The sequence below is a fragment of the Gemmatimonadales bacterium genome (assembly GCA_035502185.1).
Lineage (GTDB): Bacteria > Gemmatimonadota > Gemmatimonadetes > Gemmatimonadales > JACORV01 > Fen-1245.
In genome coordinates, this window is record DATJUT010000103.1 from 30864 (window position 1) to 43217 (window position 12354).

The following is a 12354-nucleotide window of genomic DNA, read 5'->3' on the forward strand; positions in this document are numbered from 1 at the left end:
CCGCCTAGTCGCCCGGCGGCAGCAGCCTGTCGTTCTGTCCCGCTTTGACGCCGAATCCCACGCCGACGCCGAGGGCGACGGCCGTGAGCCCGGTGACGATGGGCAGCAGCGTGAACGGTGTCGCGACCAGGGCCGCCAGGCCCCCCGCGATCCAGGGCGCGGGCCGGGTGTGCACCATGTCCACGAAGCGGAGGCGCCGCCGGACGTAGCCCTTCGTCCAGCTGAAGCCGCCCACGAGCGCGGCGCCGCTCAGGATCAGGGTCGGAAGGATCATGGTCTCCTTACGTAGCCACGGGGACGGGGGATTCGCCACCCGCCGCCGGCCCGGGCCACTCGGCTAGTCGAGCCACACGGTGCGCTCCGCCGGATCGGAGCGCCTGCCGGGCCGAACCGCCTCGGCCGGGTAGCCGAGGCTGACGATGGCGACGATGCGGTGCGTCTCGGGCGCGCGGACCAGCTCGCGCACCGCGGGGTCGCGCATGATGCCGCCGGTGCGGACGTAGGTCCCGAGGCCTTCCGCCGTGGCGGCGACGAGGAGGTTCTCGGTCGCCATCATGGTGGCGGCGTAGTCCTCCTCCCGGCGCACGGGGTCCTCGGACTCGGCGCCCAGCACCACCACGAACGCCGGCGTACCCCGCGCCTCGCGGAAGGTCTTGTCGATGGCCTTCGCCGCCTCGGGCGCGGCCGGATCGGGGAAGCGCGTGGCGCGGTGGGCGCGCTTCCGCTCGGCGAAGCGCAGCGCCGAGGCGCCGGTCAGGACGGCGAACCGCCAGGGTTCGGTGAGCTTGTGGTTCGGTGCCCGCACGGCGGCCGCGAGGAGCCGCTCGATCACGGGGCGCGGAACCGGGTCGGGCTTGAACGCCCGGGTCGAGACCCGGGCGTTGATGGCGTCGTGCGCATCCATGACCGACAAGGTAGTCGCCGGGCCTTGTCGGCGGCATCCCGGGGCCGTACCCTTTCGGCCTCCCGCCCGAGGCAAGGGGATCGCGTCATGCCGCGCACCGAGTTCATCAGCACCGGGATGTACGTGCCGGAACGGGTCGTGAAGAACGACGAGTTCACCCAGTGGATGGACACGTCGGACGAGTGGATCCGCACCCGCACGGGCATCACGGAACGGCGGTGGGTCGCGGAGGGTCAGAGCGGGGCCGACATGGCGCTCGAGGCCACCCGGCGCGCCCTGGCGGACGCCGGCCTCAAGGCCACGGATCTCGACGCCATCATCTACTGCACCCTCTCGCCGGACTACTTCTTCCCGGGCACCGGCGTGTTCCTGCAGCGCAAGCTCGGCGTCGCCGAGATCCCGTGCCTCGACGTGCGCAACCAGTGCACCGGGTTCCTGTACGGCCTGTCGATCGCGGACGCGTGGATCCGGACGGGGCAGTACCGCCGCGTGCTGCTGGTCGGCTCCGAGGTGCATTCCACGGGCATGGACCTCACGACGCGCGGCCGGGACCTGGCGGTGCTGTTCGGCGACGGCGCGGGCGTCGCGATCCTGGGGCCCACCGAGGCCGACGGTCGCGGGGTGCTGTCCACGCACATCTTCGCCGACGGGCGCTACGCGGAGATGCTGTTCTGCGACGCGCCGGCCTCGGCCCGCCGCCCGCGGCTCTCGCAGGAGGACCTCGACTCGGCCCGCATCTACCCCCGGATGGAGGGCAAGGAGGTCTTCAAGCACGCCTCCACCCGGATGCCGGAGAGCGTGCAGCGCGCGCTCGGGGCCAACGGCCTCGCCGCGAAGGACATCAAGATCCTGATCCCGCACCAGGCCAACCTGCGCATCTCGGAGATGGTCCGGCGCCAGCTCGACCTGCGGGACGACCAGGTCTACAACAACATCCAGCGCTACGGCAACACGACTGCCGGCTCGATCCCGATCGCGCTGGACGAGTGTGTGCGCGCGGGGCGGCTGGCGCGCGGCGACCTGCTGCTGCTCGCCGCCTTCGGATCGGGGTTCACGTGGGGAAGTGCTGCGATCCGGTGGTAGGGCCGTGAGAGGTGAGAAGTGAGACGCGCAGATGAGAAGTGAGAGGCAGGAACGTGAGAAGTGAGAGGCGCCGCCTCACCCCTCACGCTCCTGCCTCTCACCTCTCACTCCCCCTCACCCCTCACCTCTCACTTCTCACCATCATCACGCTGTGCCTCGGCGCGGGCATCGGACTCTGCCGTACCGACCCCCATATCTCCCGGTTCAGCACGTTCTCGTCGGCCATGTCGGGCCGCCGGAAGACGCGCGGGTCGAGACTCGAGTGGGCGCGCGGCGGGTTCACCTCCCCGAGCGGCCAGCGCGAGGGCAGGGCGGTCCACGCGGAGCTGTCGGCCTCGGTGGTGAAGGCGGGGTAGAGAGGCCCCGCGGCCGCGTCGTACTGGCTCATCGGGGAAAGCCCCAGGATCAGCTCGATGGTGCGCAGCACCGACGCGGTCGTGTAGAACGTGCTGTCCACCATGCCGCGCCGCGTCCACGGGCTCGCCACCAGCAGAGGTGAGCGGTGGGCATCCACGTGGTCGGGACCGTTCTGCGCGTCGTCCTCCAGCACGAACACCGCCGTCCGACTCCAGAACCGCGAGCGGGAGAGCGCCTCGACCAGGCGGCCGAGGGCCCGGTCGTTCTCGGCGACCATCGAGCGCGGCGTCGGCCGCCCCGGCTGCCGCCCGTAGGTGTGGTCCTGCGGGAGGTCCAGGATCATCAGCTGCGGCAGCGTGTCGCCGGCTTCGGCGGCCGCCAGCTCGCGCAGGAACTCGTCCACCCGGACGCTGTCGGGCACCGCCAGGTCCCATCCGACGTAGCGTGGGTCGGTCATCCGCTCCAGCCCCTTGTCGTCCGCGCGGGCGCGGCCGGCGGCACTGTCCCACTGGGTCATCTCGCCGTAGTTGCGCACCGTCACGCCCGCGCGGCGCGCGTCGTCCCACAGGTAGCCGGCCAGCGGGTCGAGCACGGGGAGCCCGGCGAGAAAGTCCCAGTCGCGGCGGCCGCTGTAGTTGGCGGGCCAGGTCTTCTCGACGTAGTCGCCCGCGTAGGCGGCGTCCGACCACATGTGGCCGTCGGCGCTCACGTCGCCGTTCACGTAGAAGTTGTCGAACAGCACGAACCGCCGCGCGAGGGCGTGGGCGTTGGGCGTCACGCTGTCGCCGAAGATGGCGAGGCGCGGGTCGCCGTCGCCGCGCGGATCGTCGCCCAGCACCTGGTCGTAGGTGCGGTTCTCGCGGATCACGTACACCACGTGGCGGATCGGCGTCGAGTCGCCCGCGGCCCCGGGGATGGGCGAGCGCGCCGGCCACGGTGAGCGGGCCAGGAGCGCGTCGCGGTAGGGCGAGTTGGCCAGGACCTGGCGCGTGTAGCGGCCCAGCGTGGCCGCGTCGGGCACCGGGACGCGCGATACGCTGCCCACCAGCAGCGCGGCGATGTACTGGCCGGGCCTGGAGCCCGGCGCGGTCGGCCCCTGCGGGTTCGGTCCCGCCCCGGTGCCCTTGCCGTTCGCGACGTACAGCGTGCGGCCGTTGGCCGCGACGGCGACCGCCGTCGGGTACCAGGCCGTCGGGATGAGGCCGACGACGCGGGCCCCGTCCTCGGTGAGGTCCACCACGGCGACGGCATTGTTGTCGCCGTTCGCCACGTACAGCCGGCGCCCGCCGGGGGCGAGCGCGAGGGCGTCGGGCCCGCTGCCGTGCGGCGCCCGCGCGGTGAGGCCCAGGGCGATGGTGGCCTCGACCCGTCCCTCGCGCAGGTCCACGACCGACACCTCGTCCGCGGCGGCGTGGGCGACGTACAGCGTCCGGCCGTCGCGGGAGATCGCGAGCGCCGACGGACGCGGCGGCACCGCGATCGCGGCGCGCGGCGTCAGCGTGCCGCCGGCGACGCCGTAGACGCTGACGGTGCTGTCGCCCCAGTTGGAGACGTAGGCCGTGCGGCCGTCGGGCGCGAACAGCGCGGTGTAGGGGTGGCTGCCGGTGCTCGCGGCGGCCGCCCGCTTGAGCGGCGCCGCGTCGAGCAGGTAGACCGAGTCGCTCAGGTTCCCCACCACGGCCAGCTGAGTGCCGTCCGGCGCCAGCGCCAGCCCCGCCGCGAACAGCGCGACGCCCGAGTCGGCGAGCACGACGCTGTCGGCGCGCGCCCATCGCCCGCCGCTCTCCGCCAGCCGCCACACCCGGTTGGTGGTGCCGCCCGAGACGAACGCGTCACCGCTGCGGCGGACGGCGAGCCCGAGCCAGGCCGCGCTCAGCGGGACCGAGTCGGTCACCACCCACCGGGCCGGGTCGATCACCACGAAGCGGTTCTCGCTGTAGCCGCTCGTGAGCGCGAGCACCCGGCCGTCGGGGTGGACGGCCAGGGCGAGCGGCAGGGTGCCCACGTCGAGCGCGCGGCCCGCGGGGCTGATGCGCCAGCCGTCGGCCAGCAGCGTGGTGCCGTCGGCCTGGCGGCCGGGCCGCAGCCGGCCCCGGGCGGCGAACGCGGCGGCGGCGACGGCGAGGAGGCATACGGCGAGGACGGCGAGGCGTGGACGCATGGGTTCGCATCGGGATGAAGGGAGCGTAAATTGATCAGGCATGACCCCTTCCGACAAGATGGGCACGCAGGATCTCGACCTGCTGTGCATCAACACCATCCGCACGCTCGCCATGGATGCGGTGCAGCAGGCCAACTCGGGACATCCCGGGACGCCGATGGCGCTCGCGCCGCTGGCCTACGTGCTGTACACCCGGCACCTCCGGCACAGCCCCGCGCACCCCGACTGGCCCGACCGCGACCGCTTCGTGCTCTCGTGCGGTCACGCGTCCATGCTGCTGTACGCGACGCTGCACCTCGCCGGGTACGACCTCTCGCTGCACGACCTGCAGCAGTTCCGCCAGTGGGGCAGCCGCACGCCGGGCCACCCGGAGCACGGGCTGGCGCCGGGCGTGGAGACGACGACGGGACCGCTGGGACAGGGGTTCGCGAACGGGGTCGGCCTGGCGATCGCCGCGGCGCACCTGGCGGCGCGCTTCAACCGCCCGGGTCACGAGATCGTGAACCACTGGACCTACGCGTTCGCGAGCGACGGCGACCTGATGGAGGGGATCTCGCACGAAGCGGCGTCGCTGGCCGGGCACCTGAAGCTCGGCAGGCTGATCTACTGCTACGACGACAACCACATCACCATCGAGGGCAAGACCGACCTCGCCTTCAGCGAGGACGTGGCGCAGCGGTTCGCGGGATACGGCTGGCACGTCCAGCGCGTGGCCGACGGCAACGATCTCGCGGCCCTCGACGCGGCCCTCGCGGCCGCCAGGGCGGAGCCCGCGCGCCCCTCGCTCGTCATCGTGCGCACCCACATCGCCTGGGGCAGTCCGCACAAGCAGGACACCGCGGAGGCGCACGGCGCGCCGCTGGGCGCCGAGGAGGTCGCGCTGACCAAGGCCGCCTACGGCTGGCCGGCCCAGCCGCCGTTCCTCGTGCCCGACGCGGCGAAAGCGCACGTCGGCCGCTGCGTCGAGCGGGGCGCGGCGCTGGAGCAGGAGTGGCGCGGGCGGCTGGCCGCGTACGAGCGCGCGTACCCGGACCTCGCGGCGCAGTACCGCACCGAGCTGGCCGGGGAGCTGGCCGCGGGCTGGGATCGCGCGCTGCCGTCGTTCACGGCGGCGGACGGCGCCCAGGCGACGCGCCAGTGGTCGTCGAAGGTGTTGAACGCGCTCGCCCCGGTGGTGCCGAGCCTGGTGGGCGGCGCGGCCGACCTGTCGCCGTCGACCAACACGGTGCTCAAGGACGCCGGCGACCTCGAGGCCGGCGGGTACGGCGCGCGGAACATGCACTTCGGGATCCGGGAGCACGCCATGGGCGGGATCCTGAACGGCATGGCGCTGCACGGCGGCGTCCGGCCCTACGGCGCCACGTTCCTGGTCTTCTCCGACTACATGCGCCCCGCGATCCGCCTCGCCGCGCTGATGGGGCTGCCAGTCGTCTACGTGTTCACCCACGACAGCGTGGGCCTGGGCGAGGACGGACCGACGCACCAGCCCGTCGAGCACCTGGCGGCGCTGCGCGCGATTCCGAACCTGACCGTGATCCGGCCCGCCGACGGCCCGGAGACGGCGCAGGCCTGGCGGGCGGCGCTGCTCCACCGCCACGGGCCCACCGCCCTCGTGCTCACCCGCCAGAAGGTGCCGGTGATCGACCGCGCGCGCTTCGCGCCGGCCGACGGCCTGCTGCGGGGCGCGTACGTGCTGGCGGAGGCGGGCGGCGGGACGCCGCGCGTGGTGCTCATCGCGAGCGGCTCGGAGGTGGGCCTGTGCCTCGCGGCCCGCGACCTGCTCGAGGCCGAGCGGGTGCCGACCCGGGTCGTGAGCGCGCCGAGCCTGGAGGCGTTCGCCCGTCAGGAGGCGGCGTACCGCGACGCCGTGCTGCCGCCCGCCGTGCGCGCGCGCGTGGCCGTCGAGGCCGCCTCGCCGTTCGGCTGGCACCGCTGGGTCGGAACCGACGGCGAGGTGCTGGGTATCGACCGCTTCGGCGCCTCGGCCCCCTTCGAGCGGATCTTCCAGGAGTTCGGCTTCACCGCGGCGCACGTCGCCGAGCGCGCCCGCGCCGCGGTGGCGCGCGCGGCCGGAGCGTGAAAGGGCGATGACCATGAACCCGATCCAGGCGCTCGAGCAGCTCGGGCAAAGCGTATGGCTGGACACGATCGACCGCGAGCTGCTCACGTCGGGCGGCCTGCGGCGGCTGATCGCGGACGAAGGGGTGCGGGGCGTCACGACCAACCCGACGATCTTCGAGCAGGCCATCGCGCACGGCACCGCGTACGACGGGGCCATCGCCGCGCTGGCCGCGGTGCGGCAGGACAGCGCGGCGCTGTTCGAATCGCTCGCGGTCGCCGACGTGGCCGAGGCGGCCGACCAGCTGCGGCCGGTGTACGACGCGGCGGGCGGCAACGACGGCTTCGTGTCCATCGAGGTCGCGCCGACCCGCGCGTTCGACACGGCCGCCACGATCGCGGAGGGGCGCCGGCTGTGGACCCGGGTGGACCGGCCGAACGTGATGGTGAAGGTGCCCGGGACGGTGGAGGGCCTGCCGGCCATCGAGCAACTGATCGCCGACGGCGTGAACGTGAACATCACGCTGCTGTTCTCGGTGGACATGTACCGACGCGTCATCGACGCGTATTTCACGGGGCTCGAGCGCCGGGTGCAGGCCGGCGAGCGGCTGGCCCGGCTCCGCTCGGTGGCGAGCTTCTTCGTGAGCCGGGTCGACGGCGAGGCCGACAAGCGGCTGGCGGCGCTGGCCGCCGCGGCGAAGGATCCGGCGGAGCGGCGCCGGATCGAGGGGTTGCTGGGCCGGGCGGCGGTGGCGAACGCGAAGCTCGCCTACGAGGCCTTCCAGGCGTCGATCGCCTCGCCGCGGTTCCAGGCGCTCCGCGCGCGCGGCGCCGCGGTGCAGCGCCCCCTGTGGGCGAGCACCAGCACCAAGAACCCCGACTATCCCGACACGTTGTACGTGGACGACCTCATCGGGCCGGACACCGTCAACACGATGCCGCTCGTGACCCTGCGCGCGTTCGCCGATCACGGCCGGGCCGAGCGGACGGTGGATCGCGGGCTGGACGAAGCGCGCGCGGCGCTCGGGGCGATCGAAGCGAGCGGCGTCAAGCTGAAGGACGTGACCGACCTGCTGGTGGTGGACGGCGTGAAGAAGTTCGCCGATTCCTACCACGCCCTGCTCGGCTCGCTCGAAGCCAAGCGCGACGCGCTGCTCGCCAGCCGGCCGGTGCGCGCCTCGCGCCGGTTGGCCGCCTTCGACGACGACGTGGCGGGTCTGGTGAAGCGGGACGCCGCCGAGCGCACCCGGCGCCTGGTCGCCCGCGACCCGGGGCTGTGGTCGGACGAGCCCGCGGCGCGGCGCGAGATCGCGGAGCGGCTGGGCTGGCTCGACCTCCCGCGGGCGATGGCGGACTGCGTGAGCGATCTCGCGGAGTTCACGGCGGGCGTGCGGCGCGACGGCTTCACCCGCGTCGTGCTGCTCGGGATGGGCGGCTCGAGCCTCGCGCCGGAGACCTTCGGCCGCGTGTTCGGGGCGGCGGCCGGCCATCCGTCGCTGGCGGTGCTCGACTCGACCGACCCCGCGTACATCGCGCGGATCGAGCGGGCGGCGCCCCTGGAACGCACCTTCTTCCTGGTGTCCAGCAAGTCGGGCACCACGCTCGAGACCAGCGACCTGTTCGCCTGGTTCTGGGAGCGCACCGGCGCGCGGGGCGCCCAGTTCGCCGCCATCACCGATCCGGGGACGCCGCTCGCGGCGCTCGGGCGGGAGCGCAAGCTGCGGCGCGTGTTCGAGGCGCGGTCCGACGTCGGCGGCCGCTACAGCGCGTTGTCGCACTTCGGCCTCGTGCCGGCGTCGCTGCTCGGCGTCGACCTCGCGACGCTGCTCGCGCGCGCGGCGCGGATGGCGGACGCCTGCCTCGGCACGTCCGGCGCCGACCCCGGCCCGGGCGCTCGGCTCGGCGCGGCCCTGGCGGCGGCGTGGGAGGACGGGCGCGACAAGGTGACGATCGCGACCGGCGCGGGGCTCGAGGCGTTCGGCCCGTGGGTCGAGCAGCTCCTGGCCGAGAGCACCGGGAAGCACGGCAAGGGACTCGTCCCGGTGGTCGGGGAGCCGCTGGCGCCGCCGTCCGCCTACGGGCCCGACCGCCTGTTCGTCGCGCTCCAGCTCGCGGGCGCGCCGGAGCCTCGGCTGGCCCAGTCCCTCGCCGACCTCGAGGGCGCGGGCCATCCGGTGGTGCGGCTGTCGCTGGCGGACCGGCTCGACCTGGGTGCGGAGTTCTACCGCTGGGAGGTGGCCACCGCGCTGGCCGGCTCGTGGATGGGCATCAACGCGTTCGACCAGCCCAACGTGGCGGAGAGCAAGGACAACACCGGCCGCGTGCTCCAGCAGCTGGTCGCGGGCGCGACGCCGAGCGCACCGCCGCCCGCCGAGGACGCGCACCTGGGCGACGCGCTGGCCCGCTGGCTGGCCGGGATCGGGGGCAGCGACTACGCGGCGCTGCTGGCGTACCTGCCGCCCTCGGCCGAGCACGACGCGGACCTGACGGCGATGCGGGTCGCGATCCGCGACGCGCTGGGCGTGGCGACGACGGCGGCGTACGGGCCGCGCTACCTGCATTCCACCGGCCAGTTGCACAAGGGCGGGCCGTCGTCCGGCGCGTTCCTCGCGGTCGAGAGCGGCGACGGCCCCGAGCTGCGCGTTCCGGGGCGCAACTACGCGTTCGCGACGCTGGAGCTGGCCCAGGCCCTCGGGGATCTCGTGGCGCTCGAGCGGCGCGGGCGGCCGGTGGTCAGGATCCGGGTGGGTCCCGGCGGGTTGGGCGCGGTGCGGGCGGCGGTGGAGCGGGCGGCGCGCGCGGGGCGGTGACGCCGCTCACGCCACGGCGGCGCTCGCCTGCGGTCCCTCGATCGGGAGCTCGATCCAGAAGGTGCTGCCGCGGCCCGGCGTCGATTCCACGCCGATGACGCCGCCGTGCATCTCCACGAAGCGCTTCGACAGGGCGAGGCCGAGCCCGGTGCCCTCGAAGCGGCGGCTGAACGTCCCGTCCACCTGGCTGAACTCGGTGAACAGCCGGGGCAGGTCCTCCTTGGCGATGCCGATCCCGCTGTCGGTGACCGAGATCCAGACCGCCTCGCGCTCGACCTTCCGGCCGCCCGGCACCGGGAGCGTGGTCCGGCGCTGACCGGCGTGGACCGTCACGTGGCCGCCGGCCGCCGTGAACTTCACGGCGTTCGAGAGCAGGTTGAACAGGATCTGGCGCACCCGCATCTCGTCGGCGTTGACGAGCAGCGGGGCGTCCCCCAGCTCCAGCGTCACCTTGTGGCCCTTGGTCCGGATGAGGCTCTCCATCCCGGTGATCACGTCGCCGATGAGCGAGCGCACGTCGGCCTGCATGAGGTGCAGGTCCATCCGTCCGGCGTCCACCTTCGAGAGATCGAGCACGTCGTTCACCAGTCCGAGCAGGTGACGGCCGTTGCGGGCGACGGTCTCGAGGGCGTCGCGCTGCTGCTCCGAGAGCTGGCCCAGGGCGCCGATGAGCAGCATCTCCGAGAACCCGATCACCGAGTTGAGCGGCGTGCGGAGCTCGTGCGACATGTTGGCCAGGAACTGCGCCTTCATCCGGTTGGCGCGCTCGAGCTCGCCGATCTTGACCGCGAGCTCGCGGCTGGTCTCCTCGGTGGAGCGGTAGAGCCGCGCGTTGGAGACGGCCACCGCCAGCTCGGAGGCGACCTCCTGGACCAGGCCGACCTCCTCCGGCCGCCAGTGGCGCGCGATGCCGACCTGATGGAAGCCGGCCACGCCGATCGCCTCGCCGCGGAGCACGATCGGGGTCACCAGGAGCGCGAGCGGCGCGTCCGCGTCCGGGCCGGTGGCCGCGACGCCCTCGGCCGACCGCGCATCGGGCAGCGCGATGGAGCGGCGCTCCCGCATCGCGGTGATGAGGACCGGCTGGGTGAAGTCGGCGCGGGCTCCGGTGGAGGCCACCTCCGGCTCGTGCCACTCGCTGGCAGGCGGGAGCAGGTCGTTGCCGCGCCGCAGCCGCACGAAGCAGCGCGACGCGCCGAGGGCCGCGCCCATCTCGCGCACCGCCGCGTCGAGCGTGGTCTGCAGGTCGAGGGACTGCCGGATGCGGCTGTTCACGGCGTTGAGGAGCTCGGCCCGCCGCTCGCGGTCGGCGAGCTCGCCCACCGCCCGGATGCTCTCCAGCACCAGGCCGGTGTGGTCGGCCAGGTTGCGCAGCAGGTCGACGTCCTGCTCGCCGAGCACGCGGTCGTCGTGCGGGTTGTCCACGCCGAGCGCGCCGACGCACCGGCCGCGCACCAGGAGCGGCAGGGCGACCGCGCGCCGCAGCGTCACGCGCTCGTGCGGCGAGCGGAACCGGCGCTGGTCCGTGGCCGGGTCGTTCACCAGCAGCGTCTGGGCGTGCCCGACCACCCAGCCGGAGGTGGTCGCGTCCAGCGGGATGGCCGACCCCACCAGGGCGGCGAGCGGCCCGGTCGCGGCTTCGAGCACCAGGTGCTCACCCTCGGGGTCGAGCAGCGCGACGTGCCCCATGTCGGCCCGGAGGAACCGCGCGGCCGCCTCCGCCACCAGCCGCAGCACGCCGCGGCGGTTGCGCTCGGTGAGCAGCACGCGATTGATCTGGTTGACCGCGTCCAGCCGGGCGATCGCGCGCTCGAGCCTGGACCGTGCCGACAGGGAGCGCACCAGCAGCAGCGCCGCGCCGGCGAGGCCGGCCGCGAGGACGCCGACCAGCGTGACGGACGTCGTCACGGCGGGGCCTACGGCTCGCGCATCGCGTTGACCATGGTGATGAACGGCTCGACCAGCGCGGGGTCGAACTTGGTGCCCGCGCCGCGGCGCAGCTCCGCGACGGCCTGCTCGGCGGAGAAGCGGGGCCGGTAGGGGCGGGAGGCGCGCATCGCCTCGAACGTGTTGCAGATGGCGAAGATCCGCGCGCCCAGCGGGATCGCCTCGCCCGCGAGCCGGTCCGGGTGTCCGGAGCCGTCCCAGTGCTCGGTGTGGTGCCGCACGATCTCGAGCGCCCGGCCGAGCCCGGGGACGTTGCGCAGGATGTCCGCCGCGATCGCCGGCTGCCGCAGGAACTGCGCGCGGTCCTCGGCGCTGAGCGGGACGGTCTTCTTCAGCAGGCCCTCCGGCAGCATCAGCTTCCCGACGTCGTGCAGCAGGAAGCCGCGGAACACGTTGGGATCGGCGGCGAGCTGGGGGGCCACGCGCTCGCAGAACAGCAGCGCGAGCCGGGCCGGGCGCTCGGCCTCGATGGGGTTCGTGCCCTCCCGCTCGGCCAGCGCCAGGGTCAGCGCGGCCACCGTCCCCGTGTAGGTCTCCTCGAGCCGCACCAGGCTGCGGTTCAGCTCGCTGACCTTCTCCTGCAGCTTGGCGGCGAGCCGGTCCGCGTACGCGGCCGCGAAGGTCTCGCGCACGTAGGAGCGCGGCTTGAGGGCCGGCACCGGCTGGCCCAGCGCCTTCGCGACGGCCGTGAGCAGCTCCTTGGGCTCCAGCGGCTTGAGCAGGTAGGCCGCCGCGCCGAGCCCCGTGCCGAACTCGCGGTCGGCCGATTCGGTGTAGGAGCCGGTGTAGAAGATGACGGGGATGCTGGCGAGCGCGGGGTCGCTCTTGATCGCGCGGCACAGCTGGAAGCCGTCGAGCCGCGGCATCAGGATGTCGGTCACGACGAAGTCCGGCCGCCGGGCGCGCACCGAATCCAGCGCCGCCTGCCCGTCGGCGGCGGTCTCCACGTCGTACCCGGCGCTGTGGAAGATCGCGCGCAGCGTCCGGACGCTGTACTCGAGATCGTCGACCACCAGTGCCTTCACCGCGTGCGC

The 12354-nt window shown here is 73.9% G+C and carries 8 protein-coding genes; 3 read left to right on the forward strand and 5 right to left on the reverse strand.

All coding sequences use genetic code 11. From position 1 onward, the window contains the following. Positions 1–4: 4 nt before the first annotated feature. Together VMF70_13820 and VMF70_13825 are read right to left on the reverse strand one after the other, a co-directional pair. A complete protein-coding gene (locus tag VMF70_13820; protein ID HTT69096.1) occupies positions 5–274 on the reverse strand; it encodes a hypothetical protein in 270 nt (89 codons plus the stop codon). Between the two features lie 63 nt (positions 275–337). Beyond that, on the reverse strand, positions 338–904 hold the full coding sequence (locus tag VMF70_13825) for a nitroreductase (protein ID HTT69097.1): 567 nt from the start codon (positions 902–904) through the stop codon (positions 338–340). An 87-nt stretch (positions 905–991) separates the two neighbouring features. On the opposite strand from VMF70_13825, the gene VMF70_13830 reads away from it, so the two are divergent. Further along, positions 992–1987, forward strand: coding sequence for a beta-ketoacyl-ACP synthase III (locus VMF70_13830; protein HTT69098.1), 996 nt, complete (start codon positions 992–994; stop codon positions 1985–1987). A 121-nt stretch (positions 1988–2108) separates the two neighbouring features. On the opposite strand, the gene VMF70_13835 is transcribed toward VMF70_13830, so the two are convergent. Further along, complete coding sequence (locus tag VMF70_13835) at positions 2109–4505, reverse strand: beta-propeller fold lactonase family protein (GenBank protein HTT69099.1); 2397 nt, start codon at positions 4503–4505, stop codon at positions 2109–2111. A gap of 40 nt (positions 4506–4545) precedes the next feature. On the opposite strand from VMF70_13835, the gene tkt reads away from it, so the two are divergent. Continuing rightward, a complete protein-coding gene (tkt, locus tag VMF70_13840; protein HTT69100.1) occupies positions 4546–6585 on the forward strand; it encodes a transketolase in 2040 nt (679 codons plus the stop codon). Between the two features lie 13 nt (positions 6586–6598). Next, positions 6599–9373, forward strand: a complete 2775-nt coding sequence (locus VMF70_13845) for a bifunctional transaldolase/phosoglucose isomerase (GenBank protein HTT69101.1) — start codon at positions 6599–6601, stop codon at positions 9371–9373. 6 nt (positions 9374–9379) lie between these two features. On the opposite strand, the gene VMF70_13850 is transcribed toward VMF70_13845, so the two are convergent. Both VMF70_13850 and VMF70_13855 read right to left on the reverse strand, forming a co-directional pair. Then, positions 9380–11281 (reverse strand): ATP-binding protein, encoded by a 1902-nt coding sequence (locus tag VMF70_13850; protein HTT69102.1) that lies wholly within the window; start codon positions 11279–11281, stop codon positions 9380–9382. Positions 11282–11289: 8 nt separating this feature from the next. Beyond that, positions 11290–12345, reverse strand: coding sequence for an HD domain-containing phosphohydrolase (locus VMF70_13855; protein HTT69103.1), 1056 nt, complete (start codon positions 12343–12345; stop codon positions 11290–11292). Positions 12346–12354: the final 9 nt, after the last annotated feature.

Excerpts from the sequence above, each read along its gene's own strand:
- tkt (HTT69100.1), top strand. The coding sequence starts at position 4,546 with ATGACCCCTTCCGACAAGATGGGCACGCAGGATCTCGACCTGCTGTGC.
- VMF70_13820 (HTT69096.1), bottom strand. The coding sequence starts at position 274 with ATGATCCTTCCGACCCTGATCCTGAGCGGCGCCGCGCTCGTGGGCGGC.
- VMF70_13835 (HTT69099.1), bottom strand. The coding sequence starts at position 4,505 with ATGCGTCCACGCCTCGCCGTCCTCGCCGTATGCCTCCTCGCCGTCGCC.
- VMF70_13825 (HTT69097.1), bottom strand. The coding sequence starts at position 904 with ATGGATGCGCACGACGCCATCAACGCCCGGGTCTCGACCCGGGCGTTC.
- VMF70_13830 (HTT69098.1), top strand. The coding sequence starts at position 992 with ATGCCGCGCACCGAGTTCATCAGCACCGGGATGTACGTGCCGGAACGG.
- VMF70_13845 (HTT69101.1), top strand. The coding sequence starts at position 6,599 with ATGAACCCGATCCAGGCGCTCGAGCAGCTCGGGCAAAGCGTATGGCTG.